Here is a 22400-nt window from a genome sequence, read left to right as displayed (position 1 = left end):
CGTGGACATGGAAACGCCTTTACTGGGGGTCGATGTACAGCGAAGTGAATGAGTCTCGCCGATTCGGACCGCGAACTCGTCGAGGAGGAGCTCGGCCGGGAGGCGACGCCAGCGGAGGCGGCGCTGTTCGAGAACCTCTGGAGCGAGCACTGCGCGTACCGTTCCTCGCGACCCCTGCTGTCGGCGTTCGACAGCGAGGGCGAACAGGTCGTCGTCGGGCCCGGCGACGACGCCGCCGTCGTCGCACTCCCGAACCCCGACACGGAGGGATACTCGGATACGTACGTCACGCTCGGTATCGAGAGCCACAACCACCCGAGTTACGTCGACCCGTTCGACGGCGCCGCGACCGGCGTCGGCGGTATCGTCCGCGACACGATGTCGATGGGCGCGTACCCCATCGCGCTCGCGGACTCGCTGTACTTCGGCGCGTTCGACCGCGAGCACTCGAAGTACCTCTTCGAGGGCGTCGTCGAGGGCATCAGTCACTACGGGAACTGCATCGGCGTCCCGACGGTCGCGGGGAGCGTCGACTTCCACGCGGACTACGAGGGGAATCCGCTCGTGAACGTCGCGTGCGTCGGGCTCACCGACGAGGACCGCATGATTACGGCGGTGGCGCAGGAGCCGGGGAACAAGCTCGTGCTCGTCGGGAACGCCACGGGCCGAGATGGCCTCGGTGGGGCGTCGTTCGCGAGCGAGGACCTGAGCGAGGACGCCGAAACTGAGGACCGGCCAGCGGTGCAGGTCGGCGACCCCTACGCGGAGAAGCTCCTCATCGAGACGAACGAGGTGCTCGTCGAGGAGAACCTCGTCGAGTCCGCTCGCGACCTCGGCGCCGCCGGGCTCGGCGGTGCGTCGAGCGAACTCGTCGCGAAGGGCGGCCTCGGCGCGGACCTCCGCCTGGAGGACGTCCACCAGCGCGAACCGAACATGAACGCCCTCGAGATCCTGCTCGCTGAGAGCCAGGAGCGCATGTGCTACGAGGTAGCGCCGGAGAACGTCGAGCGCGTCCGCGAGGTCTGCGAGCGGTTCGACGTCGGCTGTTCGGTCATCGGCGAGGTCACGGATGGAAACTACGTCGCGACGTTCGAGGGCGAGACGGTCGTGGACGTCGATGCCCACTTCCTCGGCGAGGGCGCGCCGATGAACGACCTCGACTGGGAGGAACCCACGGAACCCGAGCGCGACCTGCCGACGGTCGACCTCCCCGAAGCGTTCGAGGCGGTCGTCTCGTCCCCGAACACGGCGAGCAAACGCTGGGTGTACCGGCAGTACGACCACGAGGTCGGCGTGCGGACGAGCGTCCGCCCGGGTGACGACGCGGGCGTCGTCGCGGTCCGCGAAGCCGGTGTCGGCGTCGCCATCTCGTCGGGCGCAGCGCCGAACTGGACGAGTGCCGCGCCGTACGAGGGCGCCCGGGCGGTGGCGCTCGAGAACGCGACGAACCTCGCGGCGAAGGGCGCGACGCCGCTCGCCGCGGTCGACTGCCTGAACGGCGGGAACCCCGAGAAACCCGACGTCTACGGCGGCTTCAAGGGTATCGTCGACGGGCTCGCGGACATGTGCAGCGATCTGGACGTCCCCGTCGTCGGCGGGAACGTCTCGCTGTACAACGACTCGCCGTCCGGCCCGATTCCGCCGACGCCGACGCTCGCGATGGTCGGCTCCACGCCGGACTACGACGCGCCGTCGATGGCGGCGAGCGCGGAGGGCGAACTCCTGCTCGTCGGCGACCGCGTGCTCGCCGACCCCGACACGGAAGCGCGCCTCGGCGGGAGCGAGTACCTCCGCCAGCAGGGCGGGAGCGACCGCTTCCCGAGCGTCCCCGAGGACGCGAGCGCGTTCGTCCAGCTCCTCGCAGCGGTCGCGCGCGAGGACCACGTCGAGGCGACCCACGACGTGAGCGACGGCGGGCTCGCGGTCGCGCTCGCCGAGATGGTCGGCGAGGACGCCGGTATCAGCGCGCAGGTCCCCGAACAGGGCGGGCTCTCGGAGGTCGGCGAGCAGGTCGGCTGGCTGTTCAACGAGGCCAGCGGTCGCGCCCTCGTGCAGACCACGGACCCGGAGCGCGTCCGCGAGGCGTTCAGTGGCGTCGCACCCGTCGTCCGCGTCGGTGAAGGCCAGCGCGACCCGCAACTGGACCTCTCGGTCTCCTGGACGGACCTCTCCTACGACGTCGACGACATCGCGGCGCTTCGCGCGACCATCGAGAACGAGCTCGACTGACTGCGGTCGCTTCAAAACCGGGTTCGCGTCCCCGTCATCTACTTAACGGTCAAGTCTGAAGTAGTGCCCAATGCGTTCACCGGGAGGTAACGGATGACCAACGAACCGACGGTCCTCATCGTCGAGGACGAGCCGGACCTGGCGAACCTGTACGCCGCGTGGCTCCGCGAGGCCTGCGACGTGGAGACGGCGTACAACGGCAGTCAGGCGCTCGAAGCCATCGACGAGACCGTCGACATCGTCCTGCTGGACCGGCGGATGCCGGGGCTCTCCGGCGACGAGGTGCTGTCGACGATCCGGGACCGCGACCTCGACACGCGGGTCGCGATGGTGACGGCGGTGGAGCCGGACTTCGACATCATCGAGATGGGGTTCGACGACTACCTCGTCAAGCCGGTCTCGAAGGACGACCTGCTGTCGACGGTCGACCAGCTCCTCCTGCGGTCGACGTACGACGACCAGCTCCAGGAGTTCTTCGCGCTCGCCTCCAAGAAGGCCCTCCTCGATTCGCAGAAGACCGAGGCGGAGTTGCGCGCGAGCGAGGAGTACCGCCGGCTCGAGGACCGGCTGGCGGTGATGCGCGCGAAGGTCGACGACACCATCAGCGAGCTGTCGAACCACGACGCGTACCAGCGCGTCGTCCGCGACATCTCGCGGAAGACCTGACCGTTCGGCCCTCGGTTTTCGCTGTCTCCGTGACTCGCTGGGAATCCGCTCGACGGGCGCAGTGCACGGCCACGCAAGACGTTTGGGTATTGGTGTCGTCTAGCATGCTATGGCTCGGAGTCGTCGCGCGTTCGCGGTCGGGGCCGCCCTCGCGGTTGCAGGCTGTACGAACGGCCGCAAGCGGCGCGACGACGGCGCGGGCGACGAGGACGACGCGAGCGACGCTCCGGCGCCGGTCCGCGACCAGCCGGCGTCGAAGTGGGGAAGCGAGGACCCGCGCGAGTGGTGGGCGACCCTTCCGGACCTCGCGCTCGTGAACGACGGCGATGATGGCGTGACCGCGTACGTCGCCATCTACGGGCCGGACTGGCTCGAACCCAGGTTCCGGCGGACGGCGTCGCTACGAGCACCCGTGCACGGAGAGCCGCCGGCGCGGGTCGCGTTCAGCGACGTGGACGTCGTCGGAGCGAGCGGCGTGCTCGCCGTCGAGACCGCGGACGGCCTCACCGGCACGCAGGACTGGGACGGCGGCGGCCCGCGTCGCGGCGTCGTCGTCCACCTGTTCGACGACCGCATCGAGTTCGCGGTCGTCGCGCGATAGCGGAACGGAGCCAGGGTCGAGGTCGCCCAGCGTGCCTCACTCGCGGTCGACGGTGAACGTCGGCGCGCTCGTGATCGAGAACCGCGTGCCGCCTGGGTCGCCGGTCGTCACGTCGACGTCCCAGCCGTGGGCTTGCGCGATCTGGCGGGCGACCGGGAGGCCGAGGCCGACGCCGGCGTCGCTCGACCCCTGTGGTTCGAAGACGCGATCGAACTCGGTCTCCGGTATCTCCGCGGCGTCGTCGAGGATGTAGAACCCGTCCGGACGGCCGTCGGCGGCGCGCTCCGGGCCGATGCGGACCGTCGCTCCGGCGTCCTGCGCGCGACTGTGGATGTCGTTGAAGAACGTCTCCAGCATGTGCACGAGTCGATCGCGGTCCGCGCGTAGCGACCCCTCGAACTCGAGGTACACCGTCATGTCGTCCGCGAGCGACCCGTCGAGGGCGTCCGCGAGCGCGCTCTCGAACCCGACGGACTCGCGCGACCCGAGCGTGGCGGAGTCCTTCGCGAACTCGAGGATGTCGTCGACGAGCGCCTCCGCGCGGTTCAGGGTCTCCGTGGGCGCCCCCTCGCTCGCCGCAGATACTGAGGCGAGGTCGTCCGCCGCCGTCTCCAGGTGCGCCTGGAGGTCCTCGCTGAGGATGTCCGCGACCGCGCCGAGGCGTTCGCGTTGCTCCTCGAGGCTCGCCCGACGCTCGTCGAGCAGTTGCTCGCGGTCCATGCGGTCCAGCGCCGCGGTCGTGTTCTCCGCGAGCAGGGAGACGAGCTCGAGGTCCGCCTCGTCGAACGCGTCCGGCTCGAGCGCACCGGTCATCACCACGCCGTGCGCGCCCAGCGGCGCGACGATCTCCGCGTGCAGCGGCGTGTCCTCGTTGAATCGCCCGTCGTGGTCGTGGACGTCGTCGAACAGCCGCGGTTCGCCGTCCCGGTATACCTCCCAGACGAGGCCGTCGCCCTCCGGGAACTGCGGGAGCCCACCGAGCTCCTCGTGCGCGCCAGCGGTCGCCGCGATGGGGTCGAGGACGCCGCGTTCGTCGTCGATGAGCCACACGCCCGAGATCGGAAGCCCCAGAAGCTTCCCGGTGGCGTGGGTCGCCACCGAGCAGATCTCTGGCGCGTCCTCCGCCTGGAACAGCCAGCGCGTGACGTCGTGCAGTCGTTCGACGACGCGCTCGTACTCGCGCTGGTCGGTGACGTCCCTGACGACGCCCGCCACGCGCTCCCGGTGCTCGTCGAGCGGCACCATCCGGACCTCCCCGATGCGTTCGTCGCCGGCGTCACCGCGGAACGAGAGCTCGAAGCGCTCGAAGCTCGTGTCGCCCCGGCGGATCGCCTCGACGGCCTGCCCGAGTTTCGTCGTCGACCGCGCGTCGACCGCCGCGAGCTCGTGGAGGCGGTCGACGTGCTCGCCGACGAGCGACTCCCGGTCTGTCGATAAAGCGTCCTCGATGGCCTCGTTCACGGACGCGACGTGATTGTCCGTGTCGACGACGATGACGCCGTCGTTGACGGCTTCGACGACGCGCGCGTGCTCGTCGAGCTTGCGCTTCCGCGTCCGCCGGTCGGTGACGTCCTGCATGAACACGGAGAGCCCGTGGTCGCCGGGGTACGCGCGCGCCTCGAACCACGTGTTCAGGGGCTTGTGGTAGACGTCGAACGCGACCGGGTCGCCGGTCTCCATCGCCTCGTGGAAGCTCTCGGGGAACTGCGTCTCGACGGTCTCGGGGAACTCGTCCCACATGACGCGGCCGAGGAGGTCCTCGCGCGAGCGCCACAGGAGGGATTCGGCGCGGTCGTTGAGGTACGTGAACCGCCAGTCGGTGTCGAGCGCGAAGAACACGTCTTCGACGCGGTCCAGAACTGGCTCGCTGGGGTCGGGGACGGGCGTCTCGCTCATCGTGGGCGACCACCTCGCGGCCGCGAAGGCAGCGTGGGGGTGGGGTGGCGCCCGGGGCAGGCCGGGGGCTGATCCATCTACTCGAATGGGTCTACGGGTGAGGGGCTACTTGACTCTCGTGGCCGCGGCCGACGCGACGATATCTCGAACGATACCCGAACGATACCCGGACATTACTCGGACGAAAGCCGGACGATACCCGGACGATGCCACCTGGGCGCGACCGGTCAGAAGAACTGGAGCATGCACGCGTCCGTTTCGGGGTACGCCGCGTCGAGCGCGCCGAGGACGCCCTCGGGCGGGTCGGCGTCGTCGCGGCCGGTGAGGTCGCGGGTGCGGGCGAGGTCGGTCGCGGTGCGCGTCCCGAGGAGGACCTGGGTGAGTGCGCCGACGCCGAGTTCGACGTCCGGGACCGCTCCAGGTGCGCGCTCTGCGGTCGCGGTGCCGTCCCCGAGCGAGAGCCGGACGGGGTCCTCGTGCCACGCGGCGAGCGGGTCCGCGACGTCGAGGACGACGTCCGTGTCGACGCCCGGTTCGACGGGGACGGCTTCGAGCGCGTCGACGGCGTCGACGACGCGACCCATCGGGCCGGTCCGGAGGTCGCTCTCGACCGCGCCGGGGTCGTCGACGACGTACGCGAGCGGCCAGTCGACGGGCGTCTTCAGGCGGACGGTCTCGACCTGCGAGTCGTGCGCGTGACAGAACGACAACACCGCGAGGAGGGCGTCGTGGTCGACCGCGCCGAAGTACGAGACGCTCAGGCGACGGCCGTCGTCGCCGTCCTCGACGGTGTACGTGAGGTACGCGACCGGGTCGCCGTCCCGGTAGCCGACCGCGGCGTACGGGTCGGTGCCCCAGGACTCGAAGACCCGGTGCCGCCAGAAGTCCTCGCCGCGGTCGATGGCGAGCGTCTGCGTCCACGTCGCGTCGTCGACCGCGTCGAGGGCGGCCCAGTCGTCGGCGGTGACGCGCTCGAACTGGACGGCGTCCGCGGCGTCGGTCTCGGTCGCGAACGACAGCGAGCCCGCGTCGACGTCGTGGACCGCGTACCGGTTCGTCGTCGCCCACCCGTACTGGCCGTAGAACGGCGTCGAGAACGGCCAGAGGAGGCTGAGCGGGTCGCCGCGCTCGCGGTACTCGGCGAGCGAGTGCTCGAGGAGCTGGCGGACGTTCCCGCCGCGGCGGTGTTCGGGCGGCGACGCGACCATCGTGAGGCCCGGAGCGGACGTGGGGGAGCCGCGGACGTCGACGTCGAACCAGTAGTGCGCGCAGACCACGCGGAGGTCGTCGCCATCGAACAGGCCGCGCTGGCCGCCGACCGCTTCCGGTGCGTCCTCCGGGTCGAACTCGTCGGGGTCGAACGGCCCGGACTGGGCGTCGAACGCGTACCGCACTATCTCGGTGACGCGCTCGTCGGGCGGTTCTATCTCGCGGTACTGCATACGCGGAGAAGCACCCGGAGACATCAAGAAGGTTCCCGCGGCGTGCGACCGGTTCACGTATCCGGGGCGGCGACGCGGTCAGTCGAGGAACCGCTCGAGGCGGTCGGTCGCCTCCCGGAGGTCGTCGAGCCCGGTCGCGTACGACACGCGGAGGTGGCCCTCGCCGCCGTCGCCGAAGACGCTCCCGGGGACGACCGCAACGCCTTCGGCCTTCAGGAGGTCCTCGGCGAACGCGTCGCCGGTCTGGTCGGTCGGGACCTCCGGGAACGCGTAGAACGCGCCCTTCGCGCGGAAGCACTCGATACCGAGTTCGTCGAAGCGCGCGAGGAGGAAGTTCCGGCGGCGGTCGTACGCCGCCGTCATCTCCTCGACCGCGTCGTCGCACGACGAAAGCGCTTCGAGCGCGGCGTGCTGGGCGGTCGTCGGCGCGGACAGCATCCCGTACTGGTGGATGCGGTTCATGCCCATCACGGCCTCGCTCGGCCCCATCACGTACCCGAGGCGGAGGCCCGTCATCGCGTACGCCTTCGAGAAGCCGTTCACGACCACGGTCCGTTCGCGCATCCCCGGGAGGGTCGCGATGCTCGTGTGGTCGTGCTCGTACTGGAGCGCGGCGTATATCTCGTCGCTGACGACCGTGAGGTCGTTCTCGACCGCGAACTCCGCGATCGGCCGCAGGTGCTGCTCGCGCATCGTCGCACCAGTCGGGTTGTTCGGGAAGCACATCACGAGCACCTCCGCGTCGCCGGCACCCGAATCCTCGAGGGCCGAACGCGTCAACCGGAACTCGTCGCGCTCGTACGTCGCCACGGGCAGTACCTCGCCGCCCGCGAACGTCACGCCGGGCGCGTACGACACGTACGCCGGCTCCGCGACCGCGACCGTATCCCCGGGGTTCACGAACGCGCGGAACGCCAGGTCGACCGCCTCACTCGCACCGGCGGTGACGAGTATCTCGTCCTCGGCGTCGTACCCGAGGTCGTACTTCGCGTCCACGTGGTCGCTTATCGCCTCCCGCAACTCGCGCATCCCGCGGTTCGCGGTGTAACTCGTCTGCCCGCGCTCCAGCGAATCGACCGCGGCGGTTCGCGCGCGCCACGGCGTCGCGAAGTCCGGTTCGCCGACCCCCAGCGAGATGACGTCGTCGCGCTCCTCCGCCAGCTCGAAGAACTTCCGGATACCCGACGGCGGCACCGCCTGCACGCGCTCGGAGAGAGTAATCCCCATGGTCAGGGACTCACCGACAGTCGGTCGTCGTCGTCGCCGTCCCCGAAGTCGACGCCGCTCTCCTTGTACGTCGTCATCGCGTAGTGCGTGACGGTCTGCGTGACCGCCGGGAGCGGCGCGACCTCGTCCGCGATGAACGCGGAGACGTCCCGCATCGACTCGCCGAGGATCTCGACGTGGAAGTCGTAGTCGCCCGACACCAGCCGGAGGGTGTCGACGGCGTCGTAGCCCGCGAGGCGCTCCGCGACGTCCGCGTACCCCGTCTCGCGGTCCAGCTCCACGTTCACCTCGACGACCGCGCGAACGCGCTCGCGGTCCGTCGACTCCCAGTCGACGACCGGGCGGTACCCGCGGACGACACCGTCGGCTTCCAGGTCCGCGATCGCTGCTTCGACCTCGCTCGCGTCGAGCCCCGTCATCCGTGCCAGGTCCTCGGTACTGTACCGGGCGTTCTCCAGGAGCGACTCGAGCAAGGCATCTCGCGCACTCGCAGTCATACACGAACGACCATCCGGGACTGGGATAAGGGTTTCTTCCCCGGCGGCACTCGCGGAACGACGCCTCGGCTCGGAGACCGAGTGCGGGCGTCGACGCCGGAATTGGCGTCGTCGCGGACGCCGACAGCGTCAGTCGTAGTTCTTGAAGATGTGCGCGCGGACGTCGTCCTTCGTCTGCACGTACTCGGTGGTGCCGTCCGGCATGTCGATCTCGTAGCGCGCGTCCTCCTTCGAGGCCTCGCGCCATTTGTCGTCGTGCGTGTCCAGGAGGTTCATCATCGCGTTCAGGCGGTCGTCGTCGTCGCCCTCCGCGTCGGGCGTCGGCCCGCTGCTGCTCGACCCGCTTTCCGCGTCCTCGCCGGTCTCGTCGGCGCCAGCGTCCTCGCTCGCGTCCGCGGTCGTGCTCGCGTCGTCGGCGTCGGCGGCGACCGCGCCACCGTCCGCGCTCGTCGCGCTCTCGCCGTCGGCGACCGCGTCGGTGTCGACGTCCACGTCCGCGTCCACGTCGAGCTCGCCGCCGCCCTCGAAGTGATCGATGAGGTACTGGAGGGCATCCTGCTCGCGAACGGACCCGTACTGGACCTCGTTCTGGAGTTCGTCACGGAGCGCGCGCAGGAACGCCTGCTGTTCGTCGGATACGTCGATGGTCGGCATGGTCGCACGTCAGTCGGCAGGCCACTTAAGCGTGGACGCTCGGCCGGTCGACGCGACCCCGCCGGGAGGCGATATCGATGGTTACACGGTGGGTCGTGGAGCACGCCCGAACCGATGCCCCGCGCTCGCCTCCTCGGCGTCGCCGCGCTCTACGCCGCGACGGTGCTCGCCGTGCTCGCCCTCCTCGCGTCCGTCCTCCTGGCTCCGATGCTCACCATCCATCCGGCCTCCATCCTCGTCCCGTCGGCGTACCTCGCGCTGGTCACGCTCGAGTTCGACGAGGACGAGGACCGGAAGCTGTACTTCCTCCCGCTCGGCGTCTGCCTGCTCGCCGCCGGCGCGTTCGTGGGTGCCAGCGAACTCGAACCGCTCGTCCGGTCCGTCGACGCCCGCAGCGCCGTCGGTCTCGGCACCGTACAGGCCGCAGCGACCGTCGTCGTGCTCGGCGCACTGGTCGCGGTCACCGTCCCCGTCGTCGTCAACTGGTACGCGTGGCGAGAGCTCGACGACACTGCGGTCGCCGACGACGCGGACGGAACACGCATCCCCGACGAGTTCACTGCGCACGCACCCGACCGGCTCTCGACGGTCGTCCTCGACGACCCCGACCCCGCGGTGTACGTCGTCGACGACGGCCGACGCGCACTGCTCGGGTTCACCGCCGGCGCGACCAAAATCCTCGACGACCGGGAGCGCGAGGCCGTCGTCGCCCGCGAACTCACGCGCGTCGTCGACCGCGAGGCCGCGGCGTCGTTCTGGGCGAGCGCGCTCGCGTTCGCGGCCGCTCGCCTCGTGGACCCCATCTCCACGCCCGAGTACGAGGCACGGGCCGGCGGGAAGGTCCGCCTCCCGTACTGGTTCGTCGCCCCCCTGAAGATAGTCGGCGCGGTGCTCGCGCTCGTCCTCTGCTTCGCCATCCCCATCGCGTTACTCGCAACCATCCTCCACGTGAACGCGTTCCTGCTCGTGTTCGCGTACGCCGTCGCCACGGTCGCCGCGGGGTTCGGGCTCACGAAGGCCGCACGGTGGCTCGCCCACGACCTCGCGACCGACGCCGTCATCACCGCCGACGAACACGGCGCGGTCCTCGCCGACGACCCGGACGCGCTCACCGCCGCACTCCGGAAACTCCACGACGCCGACGCGACCGGCGAGGACGCAGCAACCATCGCCAGCGACCGCGGCGACGAGGACGCGGCGACCGTCGGGAGCGACCGCCACGAGGACACGCTCGACGCGTTCGACGGCCTCGTTCACTTCCCCACCGACCGGGTCCCCATCGAGGAGCGCCTCGACGCGCTCGACGACGTCGCAGAACGCCTCGACGAGCGACGTGGTCGGTCCGCGAGCGCAGCCGCGCCGAGCAGGACGCAGTGAAGCCGGGCGCTCCGCGCGCGAGCACGCTCGGAGCGATGCGTCGTCGGCCCGCATGGTGCGAACCGGTGGCTTGAGGGCCCGTCGTCACGACTCGCCGACACGAACCGTGTCTCGCGCCCTCGGCGTCCTCGCGCTGTACGCCGTCGCGGTCAGCGTCGTCTTCGAGGTGTTCGCGTCCCTGTACGTTCCCGTCCTGACGGTATCGTGGGGCGGCCCCCTCACGCTCCTCGTCGTGACCGGAACGTTCACCATACTGCTCGTGCTCTGTCTCGCGTTCTGGCTCGAACTCACGATCGACCCCGGGAAAGACCCGGCGGACGTCGAGTTCGACCGTGGCCGACTCCTGTTGGTGCCGTTCGCGCTCGCGGTGCTCGCGAGCGCGCCGGCGTTCCTGACCCCGAAGGCCGCGTTCGGCGGGCGTCTCGCGGTCGGTGGGGTCTCGGTTTCGGTCTCGGAGACCGTGATACCGACGGTCGCACTCTGCATCGTGGTCCTCGTCGCACTCCCGCTCGCCGTTCGGCGCTTTGCGTGGCGGCGCGTGAACGCGCTCGCGGTCGAGACGACGGCTTCAGGGGGGGACCGACCGGGCGAACGGTCGGTTCCGGACGTCGGAAGCACCCTCGACGTGGCCGTGCCGGAGCGTCTGGAGTTCGTCACGCTGGACGTGGACTCGCCCGCCGTCTACCTGTTCGACGACGGGCACCGTGCGGTCGTGGCGTTCACGACCGGTGCGCTCGACGCCCTCTCGCCGCGCGAACGCGACGCGCTCCTCGCTCGCGAGGTCGCACGGGTCGTCGAGCGCGCCGCAGTCCCGCAGTTCTGGGCGAGCGCGCTCGCGCACGGCGTCGACTACACGCTGGAGCCGGTCACGACCCGCGCGTACGACGCTCGTGCGGGCGGCAAGGTGCGGCTCCCGTACTGGGTCGTCGGCCCGCTCAAGACCGCCGCGGTCCTCGTCGTCCTCTTCCTCTTCGTCGCACTCCACGTCTGGGCGCTGGCGTCGTCGCTCCCCGTCGACCCGTACCTGCTCTCGGCGGCGTACGCCATCGGCGTCCCGGCCGTCGCGTTCGGGCTCGCACGAGTCGCGACGCGCGTCGCGGACTGGACCGCGACGACGCACGTCGTCGCCGCGGACGAGCACGGCGCGCTCCTCGCCGACGACGCAAGGACCCTCCTCGCTGCACTCCGCAGGCTCGACGACGCGGACCGCGCACGGGACAGTCGGGAAGACGACAACGAAGACGCCCTCGGGACGCTCGACGTCCTCGCGGACTGCCCGACCGACCGCGTCCCCCTCGAGGAGCGCCTCGACGCGCTCGAGGACGTCGCCGACCGCCTCGAGGACCGACCGAACGTCGATGTGACCGCCGGGAACGCCAGTTCTTAACCCGACGCCCACGTACGAGCGGGCATGGTCCTGAAGGAGTCAGACTCGACGCTCGGCGAAGGCGACGTCGCACCGGACTTCGAACTCCGCGGCACCGACGGCGACACCCACGGCCTCGACGACTTCGCGGACAACGACGCGCTGCTCGTCGTGTTCACGTGCAACCACTGCCCGTACGCGAAAGCGAAGTTCGACCTCCTGAACGAACTCGCCGCCGAGTACGACGACGTCGCGGTCGTCGGCATCAACCCGAACGACGCCGAAGAGTACCCCGACGACTCCTTCGACGCGATGGTCGAGTACGTCGAAGACGGTCGCGTCCAGTACGACGCGTACCTCCGCGACGAATCCCAATCGGTCGCGTCCGCGTACGGCGCCGTCTGCACGCCCGACCCGTTCCTCTTCGAGAACGACGACGGGACGTTCCGGCTCGCCTACCACGGCCGACTCGACGACGCACTCAACCCCGACGACGAACCGTCGCGGTTCCACATCCGCGAAGCCATCGACGCCGTCCTCGCAGGCGACGACGTCGACCTCGAGTGGCAGCCGTCCCAGGGCTGCTCGATAAAGTGGACTGAGAACTGAACGCTCGCTCTTTCCTGCGGTCCCTCGCCGGTCAGTGCTCGACGAGTCCTCGCGACACCCGGCGTCGTAGCGAACGCGTCTCCTCGACCGCGGTCGTCCCGAGCGAGAGCACCGGGTAACTCGACGGCAGGTCGCCGTACACGTACTCGTAGAGCGTCGTCGGCCCACCGGCTTGCCCGACGACGTGACGTTGCTCGTGGATGTCGGCCTGCCGCGACTCCAAGAGCGAGACGGTCGTGTCGCGAGTCGCTTGGATCGCGTGCCAGTCCGCGATGAGGTCCGCTCGCGGCCGGTCCGGGTCCGGGTCCGGGTTCACGCCCGAGAGTGTCTCGTCGACCTCGGCGAGCGTTCGCGTGCACGACGACAACGACTCCTGTTCCGCGTCGAGTGCAGCGAGCAACCGCTCTCGGCGCTGTTTGGCTTGCAGCGCGGACGCGTGCAGCGTCCGCTTCAGTTGTGGGGAGAGGATGGCGCCGTTCTGGACGGCGAGCGCGACGTCGTCGCCGAACTCGGCGGCCATGTGTTCGGCGAGCGAGTCGTCGTACTCGTCGTCGTAGTGCGGGACGTCCATGACGGTTCGACGGTAGGCGTCGACGACGTCCGGGAGGCGACCGGTACGCGAGCCGGTGACCGTCATCGGACCACCGTCGGTGAGTCGCGGGTTCTCGCTGTCGATACCGGCCAGAGCGTCGACGAACGCGGCGAACGCGTCGCGCTCGCGCTGCGTTCGGTCTTGTTCCGCGTCGAGCGCGTCGGCTGCGTCGTGGAGCCGGGAGAGCGCGAGGAGGACGGCTGCGGCGAACAGGACTGTTGCGACCGCAGCGAGCGCGTGCGTGAGGACGTCGGCGGGAACGCAGAGCCCCTCGGCGAGGCACGTTTCGCCAGTCGCCCCTATCTGTTGTTGGGACACCCGCGTGAGTCCTGGCGAGGAGAGTGACATCGTATGTCGTGTCTTGACACGGCGAGCGAATAATAGTTGTCCCTCGTCCCGGTCAACCAACCATTTCGAGCGGTTGCGTCTGACGCACGCTGACGTCGCTATCGGTCCCAATTCGACGACCAGTGTGACAGAAAGCGGATGTGTCTGGTGGCGTGCTCGTCGACCGTCCCGTCAGACCGCTTTCCGATACTGCCGCGGCCACTCGACGGCGTCCTCGCGGTCGAGCGTTTGGGCGGCGTGCAGCGCGAAGTACGGGTCGCGGAGGTGCTGTCGGCCGACGATAGCGAGGTCGGCGCGATCGTTCCGAACGAGCGCGTCGGCCTGCTCGGGGGTCGTGATGCCGCCGACCGCACCGACGAGCGCGTCCCCGCCGACGGCCTCGCGGACGCGCTCGGCGTACTGTACCTGATAGTTCGGGCCCATCTCCGGCAGTTGCTGGTTCGGATGCAGGCCACCGGCGGAGACGTCGACGAGATCGACGACGCCGTGGCTCGCGAGGTCGGCGGCGAGTGCGGCGGTGTCGTCGACGGTCCACGAGTCGCGGTCCGGGAGCCAGTCCGTCGCCGAGAAACGAACGAACACCGGCTTCTCGTCGGGGACGGCGTCGCGAACTGCGGTGCAGACCTCGCGGACGACGCGCGTTCGCGCCTCGAAGCTCCCACCGTAGCGGTCCTCGCGACGGTTCGTGACGGGACTCAGGAACTGGTGGAGGAGGTACCCGTGTGCAGCGTGCACCTCGACGACGTCGAACCCGGCGTCGTCGGCGCGTGCGGCAGCGTTCGCGAAGTCGTCGACGAGCGCCTCGACGTCCGTCGTCGACATCGTCTCCACGTGCTTGACGTCGGCGTCGTCGCTGCGTTCGTCGTCGCCCTCGCGCCAGGGATACGCGTCGGCGCTCGGCGACGGCGCCACCCAGCCGTCGCCGGTCGGGCCGACCGGGACCGAATCCTCCCAGGGCGGCCGCTTGCTTCCCTTGTGCCCGGCATGCGCGAGCTGGACGCCCGAGAGCGCGCCGGACTCCTCGCAGAACGCGGTTATGGGTTCGAGCGCGTCGACGTGCGCGTCGCTCCACAGCCCGAGGTCGTCCGTACTGATGCGGCCGTCGGGGCGGACCGCGGTCGCCTCGGTCATGACGATACCGGCGCCGCCGACGGCACGCGATTCCAGGTGCTGGCGGTGCCATTCGGTCGCAAGGCCGTCCTGGTCGGGACAGGAGTACTGGCACATCGGCGAGACCATCACGCGGTTGCGCGCGGTCCGGTCGCGCATGGAGAGGTCGCTGAACAGGTCGGTCATCGAAGCGGGGTAGTCGGGGCGCGCGGAAAACGGTCGCGCTACGCTGACGGGGTTGCCGGCGGTCGTAGCGAGCGTGCCGCGGTGATGGCCGCGGCGAGCGCGCCGTCGTGGTGGTCTCGGCGAAGCCGTCGCTGGCCGTCTTGGCGAACAGGTCACCCATGGGCTCGGTGCGTCGGCGGGTGACGCTCCCGTCTGGACCGACGCACCGCGACTCAGTGCATCGACGACGCTCGCCGCGTCCCAGTACTTGAACCATTGGAATGGGGACGTGGCTGGTTGGACGCGGCGAGTCCGGTAGCGAGTCGGAACGGTCTTTGTGTGGGCGATTCGAGCGGTTCGGTATGGAACTGGAGTCGCGGTTCGGGACGGCGTCGCCGGTGGTCGGGATGGTGCATCTACCGCCGCTGCCGGGTGCGCCCGGGTTCGACGGGGACCGGGCGGCACTCAGGGAGCGAGCGATAGCGGACGCGAGAGCGCTGGAGGCGGGTGGCGTGGACGCGGTGCTCGTCGAGAACTTCGGTGATGCACCGTTCTATCCGGACGAGGTGCCGACGCACACGGTCGCGGACGTGAGCGTGCTCGCTCGCGCGGTCGTCGAGGCAGTGGATATCCCGGTGGGCGTGAACGTCCTGCGGAACGACGCGGACGCGGCGCTGTCGGCGGCCGCGGCGGCGGGCGGCGAGTTCGTTCGCGTGAACGTCCACGTCGGGTCGAGCGTCACCGACCAGGGCGTCCTGGAGGGGCGAGCGTTCGAGACGATGCGTCGCCGGGAGCGGTTGGACGCAGACGTTGCAGTGCTCGCCGACGTCGACGTGAAGCACGCCGCACCGCTCGGTGGACGGCCGCTCGCGGAGCGCGTCGCGGACGTCGTCGAGCGCGGACTCGCGGACGGCGTCGTCGTCTCCGGGTCGGGGACCGGGCGGCCGACGGACGACGAGACGCTCGCGACGGTCCGGGAGACGCTCGACGCGGTGGCGCCGGAGACGCCGCTGTTCGTCGGGAGTGGCGTGACGAGCGAGACCGTCGCGGCGACGCTCGACGTCGCCGATGGCGTGATCGTCGGGACGGCGCTCAAGGAGGGAGCGGAGACGACGAACCGCGTCGACCCGGACCGGGTTCGCGAGGTCGTCGGGTCGGGGACGGATTGAGGGCGGACGGGAGTGCCGTCGAACGCGGGTGCCCGCAGTCGGGGTCGGCCTACGCGGTCTCGATGCTGGAGTCGTCGATGGCGTCGAGCGGGTCGGTGCTTGCTTCCGTGAAGACGACCTCGACGATGCCGTTGTTGTAGGAGACGGTGGTCGGCGTGGGGTTGACGAGCGTGGGGAGAGACACCGTCCAGCGCGGCCCGAGCGGGCTGCCGACGAAGACCGTGGCTTCGGTGTCGGTGGCTGCGAACCCGAGGTTCGCCTTCGGGATGTCGGCCGGGACGTCGGCGACTGCGTGGACGAACCCGTCGGTCTCGTAGGTCGTCCAGAGGACCGCCGGGGTCGCCGTTCCGACGCGGTCGTCCCGCACTTCGTTGAATCTGTTCACGTTACTAATACGTCGTGTTAGGTATTAACATGATTGGTTGCGGTAGCAGGGTTCGAAGCCTACAGCGTTCGGTAACGCGTCGTTACCGAGCGTTCAGGACAGAACCGAGGAGTGGTGGAACGACCGCGTCCGATGTGCGAGTCTATCCGTCGACCGGACCGGGGACGAGCGGCCGGAGCGTCGACACTCGCGCGTTCTCCTTGATCATGATACCCTCGCCGCCGACGGACAGCGGGACGAGCGGCAGGTGGTCGTCCACGCGGAGCGAGGGATGGGAGGCGCCGCGGGCGAGCACCTTGTTCCGCGCCTGGAGGTGCATCGGGTCCTCGCCGACGAAGAACTCGTTGTACTGGACGACGTACTGGCCGGCGTCGAGATGCCACCACTGGTACTCGTCGTCGGGGTTCCGACGCGTCAGCTCGCAGGGTTCGAGGTCGGCTTCCGCGAGTTCGTCCCCGCCGAAGTCGACGCGACCCGGCGCGGCGACCTCGTGGATTGCAGCGACCGTGAGGTCGACGCCGCGCTCGTCAACTTGCGTCTCGGGATGCAGCAGTCCATCGACGACGTCGGTGAGTTCCGGCATGCGTCGTCCTAGGGGCGGCCGGATGAAAAAGACCCACGGCGACGGCTCTGCCGTGACCGAAGGCATTAGTGGGGGCGTGGTGTGGGTGTGGGCGTGAAGCGACCGGTCGGCTACGGCTCGCTGCTCGCCGCTGCCGGACTGTTCGTCGGCGTGAACGTCCTCCGAAGCACCTGGACGGCCTCGCGTACGTTGACGACGGTGGAGGTGTGGACGCTGAAAGCCCTGCTCGCGGGCGCCGTCGCACTCGCCGCCTATGGCGGGTACCTGCTGGCTTCGCGCGTCGTCGCCCGCTGGAGCGCGGACCGCCGCCGCCAGCACGACCTCCGGAACCTCCTCCGGCTCGCGTTCGGGCTCGCTGGCGCCGTCGGCGTCGCTGGTGCACTCACCGACCAGTGGGTTGGCGTCCTGTTCAGCCTCGGCGTCGTCGGGTTCGCGGTCACGTTCGCCCTCCAACAGCCGATGTTCTCCCTGCTCGGGTGGGTGTACGTCATGACGATGCGGCCGTTCCAGGTCGGTGACCGCGTCCGCATCGACGAGGCGCGCGGCGACGTCGTCGAGATCGACTTCCTCGTGACGACGCTCTGGGAGGTCCACGGCGACCTCGTGGAGTCCCACCAGCCCTCGGGCAGACGGGTGACGGTCCCGAACAGCGTCGTCCTCCAGGAAGAGGTGTACAACTACACGAACGAGGAGTTCCCGTACGTGTGGACGGAGACGACGGTACAGGTGTCATACGAGACCGACCTCGCGTTCGCGCGCGATCTGGCTCGCGACGTCGCGGACGACTACTGTGGCGACGAGATGGCGGCCCGCATCGCCGAGTACCGCGACCATCTCGAGGAGACGCCCGTCGACCTCGACGTCAGCGACCGGCCGACGGTGAACGTCGAGCAGGCGGAGTCGTGGGTGGAACTGCACGTCCGCATGCTCGTCGACCCGCGGAACATCCAGGCGGCGGAGAACGACCTCTACGCCGCGATACTCACCGCGTTCAAGGACCACCCGGAGCGCATCAGCTACCCGGTCGGCCGGTTCCGGTGATGCACCGCAGCGAGCGGATGGTCGCGGCCGCTCGGACGCGGATGGTCGCGGTCGATCCTCGACGGTCGCGGTCGACCGGAACTTGAAGACGGCGGTGCGAGTAGTTCGAGCATGGTCGAATCACACGAGGTTCTCGTCGTCGGCGTCGGCGGCATGGGGAGTGCGGCGTGCGCCCACCTCGCCGAACGGGGCGTGGACGTGCTCGGTATCGAGCGCTTCGACGTTCCGCACGACGAGGGGTCGTCGCACGGGTCGACGCGCATCATCAGGAAGGCGTACCACGAGCACCCGGACTACGTCCCGCTCCTCGAGCGGGCGTACGAGAACTGGCGGGACCTCGAGTCCGCGACCGGCCGCGACCTCTTACACATCACGGGGTCGGTGAACGCGTGCCCGCCCGAGGCGGACCTGGTCGCGAACGCTCGCGAAGCGTGCGAGACCCACGACCTCGAGTACGAGACGATGACGGGCGCGGAACTGAACGACCGCTACCCTGGGTACGGGCTGCCCGAGGGTTACGACGTCCTCGTCCAGCCCGATGGTGGATTCGTGGACTGCGAGCGCGCGGTGAGCGCGCACGTCGAGCGAACGCACGCCGCTGGCGGGACCGTCCACGCTCGCGAGGCAGTGACCGACTGGAGCGCGACCGAGGACGGTGTGGTCGTGGAGACGGACCGCGAGACGTACCGTGCGGACCGGCTCGTGCTCGCGGCGGGCGCGTGGACCGGCGACCTCCTCGACGACCTCGACGGCGTCGCCGTCCCCGAACGCCAGGTGCTCGGGTGGTTCCAGCCGCCGACGGACCCGGACGCGTTCACGCCCGATGCGTTCCCCGTCTTCCTCACGCAGAACGACGAGGGAACCGAGTACTACGGGTTCCCGCGGTACGACCGCCCCGGCGTGAAGGTCGGCGTCTACCATCACCTCCACGAGACGGTCGACCCGGACGACGTCGACGAGCCGACGCGAGAGGACGAGGCGCTCCTCCGGGACGCGCTCAGCGAGCAGTTCCCGGGCGCGAACGGGCCGACGATGGGCTTGGAGACGTGCATGTTCACGAACACGCCCGACATGGACTTCGTCCTCGACACGCACCCCGAGCACGAGCACGTGGTCGTCGCCGCGGGGTTCTCCGGGCACGGGTTCAAGATGGCGAGCGCCATCGGCGAGGTGCTCGCTGATCTCGCCGTCGACGGCGACACCGACCTCCCCGTCGACGCGTTCCGGCTGGACCGCGACGCGCTCGCGGACTGAGGATTCGCTCGCGGCGGCGGGGAGTGCGCGACAGGCGGAGCAATCCTTACGGTGTCCGTGGGCGCACTCTCGGGCATGGACTACGACGACGTCGAGCGGTACGTGGAGGCGACCGCGCCCGAGCCCGACGCGCTCGCCCGAGAGATGGACGAGTACGCAGCGGAGATGGGGTTCCCGCACGTCGGCCCGGCGGTCGGTGGGACGCTCCGGATGCTCGCGCGGATGGTGGACGCCGAGCGCGTGTTCGAGTTCGGGAGCGGGTTCGGGTACAGCGCGTACTGGTGGGCGCAAGCGCTCCCCGACGACGGCGAGGTCGTCCTGACGGAGTTCGACGCGGACGAGCTCGACGACGCCCGCGAGTTCATGACGCGAGCCGGGTTCGACGACGTCGCGCGGTACGAGCACGGGGACGCGATGGACGCCATCGAGCGCTACGACGGCCCGTTCGACGCGGTCCTCATCGACCACCAGAAGGAGAAGTACGCCGAGGCGTTCCACGCCGTCCGCGACAAGGTCCCCCCGGGCGGGGTCGTCGTCGCCGACAACGCCCTGACCGCGGGCATCATCTCGTTCGACGACCTCCTCGCGCACTTCGCCGACGACGGCGCGCTCGACGACGCGAGCGACGCCACGAACGGCATCGCCGAGTACCTCCACGCGGTCCGCGACGACGACGCCTTCGAGACCATCGTCCTCCCGCTCGGCGAAGGTATCGCCGTCAGCTACCGCGTCGATTGACTGCTAGCTAGCCGCATCCGCGTCACTCGTCGACGCCGCCGTCGGTCGTCGGGGTCGCGGGCTCGAACGGGTCCGCGTCGTCGTCGAACCCGTCGTCACCGTCGCCGTCGTCGAACCCGTCGTCACCGTCGCCGTCGTGGACCTCGAACGCTTCGAGGGCGTTCCAGAGGTCCGAGGCGCGGTCGCTCAGCCGGTCGGCGCTGTTCGAGACGTCGGAGAGGTTCGCGGTCTGTTCTTCGGCCGCTGCGGCGACCGTCTCCGCCTCGCTCGCGGTGCGATGCCCGATCTCGGTCGCGCCTTCCGTCATCGCGACGACCTCCTCCGTGCTCGCCGCTTGCTCTTCGGTCGCCGCCGAGATCTCCTGGACGCCCGTGTTCGTCTCCTGGGCGTGCTCGGCGACCTCGTCGAGCGCCGCCGCGGCCTCGCGGACGTCCTCCGCGTTCGCCGCGACGCGCTCGTTCACGTCGCGGACTTGCTCGGCCGTGCTCGCGGTCTGCTCGTCGATGCGCTCCAGGCGGCCCTCGATGTCCTCCGCCGCGTCCTTCGCCTCCGCAGCGAGGTCCTTGACCTCCTGGGCGACGACGGCGAACCCGCCGCCGTCGCCGTCGCCGCTCGCACCACGGGACGCCTCGATGTTCGCGTTGAGCGCCAGCATGTTCGTCTGGTGCGCGACGTCACTGATGAACTCCACGAGCTTGTCGACCTCGCGCATCTGCGCCTCCAGCGCGTCGATCTCGTTGACCGCGTCCGCGGTCTCGCCAGCGATCTCCTCCATGCTCTCGATGGCGTCCTCCGCCGCTTCGCGGCCCTCGCGGCCGACCGTCGCGGACCGCGCCGCGGTGTCCGCGACCTCGTTCGCGGACGCCGCGATCTCCTCGGTCGTCGTCGCGAGACTCTCCATCTCCGAACTCACCGCGTCGAGCTTCTCCCGTTGCTCGTCCGCGCCGACCGAGATCTCCTGGACGGACTCGGTCACCTGCGCGCTCGCCTTCCGGACCTCGTCCGTCGACGTCGCGACGCTCCCGGACTCGTCCTCGACGGCCGCGGCGAACTCCCGAGCCGCGCGCACGGTCTCCTCCAGGTCGTCCAGCATCTCGTTGAAGGACGTCGCGACCGCGGTCATCGCCTCGCTCTGCTCGGAGCCCTCGAGGCGCTGCGTGAGGTCACCGTCCGCACAGGCGTCCATCGCGTCGCTGTACGCCTCCGCGCGCTCCTTGAGGTGGTCGCTGAACGCGTCCGCCGCACGCCGGCGTTCCTCGGCCTCCTCTCGGGCTGCCTCGGCCTCCGCGATCTGGTCGCCGAGGGAGACGCGCATCTCGTCGAACGCGTCACCGAGTTCACCGAGTTCGTCCCGGCGGTCGACCTCGACTGCGGTGTCGAGGTCGCCTTCGCGAAGCCGTCGGGCGTCCTCCGAGAGCGAGGAGATGCCGGAGACGGTACCGCGAACGAGCGTCATCCCGACGACGCCGAGGACGAGCGCGAGCGCGCCGAGCATCCCCGCGACGCCGAGTTCGACGAACCGCTGCACGGCGAACGCGTGCTCCGCGGTCGTCCGTCGCGTCACGTACCAGTCGGTGCCGTCGACGCTCGCCACGCCGACGACCTTCGACACGCCGCTGGCGTTCTCCACGCGGTCGAACGACCTGGAGAGGTCAAGGCCGGCGTTCGCGAGCTGGTCCGACGCCATGAGCTCCGACTCGTGCTGTGAGAGCACGGTCGTACCCTCGTCGTCGACGACCGCGTACGAGCCGTCACTGGTCGCGGGAAGCGTGGTCCGCGAGAGCTCCGGGAGTTCGACGACGAGAACGATGGACCGATGCGGGTGGTCCTCGACGGGCGTCGCCATGAACACGACCGGCGGCATCTCGTTCCGCAAGAGCACCGGGTCGGAGACGCCGACCTCACCGATTGCGTCGCCTTGCGTCGCGTTCACGCGCTCGATGTGTTCGGCGGTGAGGTCGGTGCTGTTCGGTTTGAACAACCCCCAGTCGTTCCCGGCGCGAGCGAGCGTGTCTCCGCTCGTCCGGTTGACGTAGACCGCTGCGGCGACGTACGACGGGTCCTCGGCGTTCCGCAGGAGGACCGCCGAATCGCCCGTGACGTCGTTCTGCACTGGCCGCATCCGCGTGAGCGTCGTCGCACGTCGTTCCAGGCCATCTATCGTGGATTCGAGGTGCTGGCTCTGGACGGTCGCGTCCTCGACGTACTCGGTGCGCACGTCCTCGCTCATGTTCTGACTCACTGCGCCGTAGACCGCGCCACCGATGCCGCCCAGCACGAGGACGACCACCACCCCGGCGACGAGGAACTTCGTTCGGAGACTGTCCGTGACCGCGTCCGGCAAGATTCGCCCCATCAATCCCATCGGCCGCGCAGACTGAACACTCGTTAATATATATAGCGGATTACCTGGTCGGGTGTGTCGCCTAGCCAAACATACTCCAGTACGTA

At 69.8% G+C, this 22400-nt stretch carries 20 protein-coding genes; 10 read left to right on the top strand and 10 right to left on the bottom strand.

What is annotated here, in order from left to right:
• Positions 1-48 precede the first annotated feature (48 nt).
• The 3 genes from purL to VYJ16_RS11095 all read left to right on the top strand — a co-directional run bounded on the left by purL (position 49) and on the right by VYJ16_RS11095 (position 3496).
• Positions 49-2229, top strand: a complete 2181-nt coding sequence (purL, locus tag VYJ16_RS11105) for a phosphoribosylformylglycinamidine synthase subunit PurL (RefSeq protein ID WP_336350370.1) — start codon at positions 49-51, stop codon at positions 2227-2229.
• 93 nt (positions 2230-2322) lie between these two features.
• On the top strand, positions 2323-2895 hold the full coding sequence (locus tag VYJ16_RS11100) for a HalX domain-containing protein (RefSeq protein WP_227131048.1): 573 nt from the start codon (positions 2323-2325) through the stop codon (positions 2893-2895).
• Between the two features lie 109 nt (positions 2896-3004).
• Entirely contained in the window at positions 3005-3496 is a 492-nt protein-coding gene (locus VYJ16_RS11095; RefSeq protein ID WP_336350369.1) for a hypothetical protein, read from the top strand.
• A 36-nt stretch (positions 3497-3532) separates the two neighbouring features.
• Here the strand turns inward: VYJ16_RS11095 and VYJ16_RS11090 are convergent, their stop codons facing one another.
• The 5 genes from VYJ16_RS11090 to VYJ16_RS11070 all read right to left on the bottom strand — a co-directional run bounded on the left by VYJ16_RS11090 (position 3533) and on the right by VYJ16_RS11070 (position 9212).
• On the bottom strand, positions 3533-5392 hold the full coding sequence (locus VYJ16_RS11090) for a PAS domain-containing protein (RefSeq protein WP_336350368.1): 1860 nt from the start codon (positions 5390-5392) through the stop codon (positions 3533-3535).
• Between the two features lie 227 nt (positions 5393-5619).
• The gene (locus VYJ16_RS11085; RefSeq protein WP_336350367.1) at positions 5620-6834 is read right to left on the bottom strand and encodes a GNAT family N-acetyltransferase; all 1215 of its coding nucleotides are present in this window, start codon (positions 6832-6834) and stop codon (positions 5620-5622) included.
• A 78-nt stretch (positions 6835-6912) separates the two neighbouring features.
• A complete protein-coding gene (locus VYJ16_RS11080) occupies positions 6913-8061 on the bottom strand; it encodes a pyridoxal phosphate-dependent aminotransferase (protein ID WP_336350366.1) in 1149 nt (382 codons plus the stop codon).
• 2 nt (positions 8062-8063) lie between these two features.
• On the bottom strand, positions 8064-8558 hold the full coding sequence (locus tag VYJ16_RS11075; protein ID WP_336350365.1) for an Lrp/AsnC family transcriptional regulator: 495 nt from the start codon (positions 8556-8558) through the stop codon (positions 8064-8066).
• Positions 8559-8687: 129 nt separating this feature from the next.
• Positions 8688-9212, bottom strand: coding sequence for a hypothetical protein (locus VYJ16_RS11070; RefSeq protein ID WP_336350364.1), 525 nt, complete (start codon positions 9210-9212; stop codon positions 8688-8690).
• Between the two features lie 114 nt (positions 9213-9326).
• Between VYJ16_RS11070 and VYJ16_RS11065 the strand changes: the two genes are divergently transcribed.
• The 3 genes from VYJ16_RS11065 (at position 9327) to VYJ16_RS11055 (ending at position 12564) form a co-directional block, all read left to right on the top strand.
• Positions 9327-10589, top strand: coding sequence for a hypothetical protein (locus VYJ16_RS11065; protein WP_336350363.1), 1263 nt, complete (start codon positions 9327-9329; stop codon positions 10587-10589).
• A 106-nt stretch (positions 10590-10695) separates the two neighbouring features.
• Entirely contained in the window at positions 10696-11976 is a 1281-nt protein-coding gene (locus VYJ16_RS11060; protein ID WP_336350362.1) for a hypothetical protein, read from the top strand.
• A gap of 24 nt (positions 11977-12000) precedes the next feature.
• The gene (locus VYJ16_RS11055) at positions 12001-12564 is read left to right on the top strand and encodes a thioredoxin family protein (RefSeq protein WP_336350361.1); all 564 of its coding nucleotides are present in this window, start codon (positions 12001-12003) and stop codon (positions 12562-12564) included.
• A gap of 31 nt (positions 12565-12595) precedes the next feature.
• Here VYJ16_RS11055 and VYJ16_RS11050 read toward each other — a convergent pair whose 3' ends face one another.
• A complete protein-coding gene (locus VYJ16_RS11050; RefSeq protein WP_336350360.1) occupies positions 12596-13504 on the bottom strand; it encodes a DUF7260 family protein in 909 nt (302 codons plus the stop codon).
• Between the two features lie 171 nt (positions 13505-13675).
• Positions 13676-14800 (bottom strand): oxidoreductase, encoded by a 1125-nt coding sequence (locus VYJ16_RS11045; protein WP_336350359.1) that lies wholly within the window; start codon positions 14798-14800, stop codon positions 13676-13678.
• Positions 14801-15141: 341 nt separating this feature from the next.
• On the opposite strand from VYJ16_RS11045, the gene VYJ16_RS11040 reads away from it, so the two are divergent.
• A complete protein-coding gene (locus tag VYJ16_RS11040; protein ID WP_336350358.1) occupies positions 15142-15948 on the top strand; it encodes a BtpA family protein in 807 nt (268 codons plus the stop codon).
• 49 nt (positions 15949-15997) lie between these two features.
• On the opposite strand, the gene VYJ16_RS11035 is transcribed toward VYJ16_RS11040, so the two are convergent.
• Positions 15998-16333 carry a hypothetical protein gene (locus VYJ16_RS11035; RefSeq protein ID WP_336350357.1) on the bottom strand — a complete coding sequence of 112 codons (336 nt, stop codon included), beginning with the start codon at positions 16331-16333 and terminating at the stop codon, positions 15998-16000.
• 142 nt (positions 16334-16475) lie between these two features.
• Positions 16476-16916 carry a dCTP deaminase/dUTPase family protein gene (locus tag VYJ16_RS11030; protein WP_336350356.1) on the bottom strand — a complete coding sequence of 147 codons (441 nt, stop codon included), beginning with the start codon at positions 16914-16916 and terminating at the stop codon, positions 16476-16478.
• Positions 16917-17009: 93 nt separating this feature from the next.
• On the opposite strand from VYJ16_RS11030, the gene VYJ16_RS11025 reads away from it, so the two are divergent.
• The 3 genes from VYJ16_RS11025 (at position 17010) to VYJ16_RS11015 (ending at position 19949) form a co-directional block, all read left to right on the top strand.
• On the top strand, positions 17010-17957 hold the full coding sequence (locus VYJ16_RS11025) for a mechanosensitive ion channel family protein (RefSeq protein ID WP_336350355.1): 948 nt from the start codon (positions 17010-17012) through the stop codon (positions 17955-17957).
• A 111-nt stretch (positions 17958-18068) separates the two neighbouring features.
• Positions 18069-19211 (top strand): N-methyl-L-tryptophan oxidase, encoded by a 1143-nt coding sequence (solA, locus tag VYJ16_RS11020; protein WP_336350354.1) that lies wholly within the window; start codon positions 18069-18071, stop codon positions 19209-19211.
• A 75-nt stretch (positions 19212-19286) separates the two neighbouring features.
• Positions 19287-19949, top strand: a complete 663-nt coding sequence (locus VYJ16_RS11015) for an O-methyltransferase (RefSeq protein ID WP_336350353.1) — start codon at positions 19287-19289, stop codon at positions 19947-19949.
• 22 nt (positions 19950-19971) lie between these two features.
• On the opposite strand, the gene VYJ16_RS11010 is transcribed toward VYJ16_RS11015, so the two are convergent.
• Complete coding sequence (locus VYJ16_RS11010) at positions 19972-22305, bottom strand: methyl-accepting chemotaxis protein (RefSeq protein WP_336350352.1); 2334 nt, start codon at positions 22303-22305, stop codon at positions 19972-19974.
• Between the last annotated feature and the right edge of the window lie 95 nt (positions 22306-22400).

The sequence above is a fragment of the Halorubellus litoreus genome (genome assembly GCF_037081675.1).
Classification (GTDB): Archaea; Halobacteriota; Halobacteria; order Halobacteriales; family Natrialbaceae; genus Halorubellus; species Halorubellus litoreus.
Note: the sequence above shows the minus strand (reverse complement) of the source record. Positions and strands in the feature narration are given on the sequence as shown.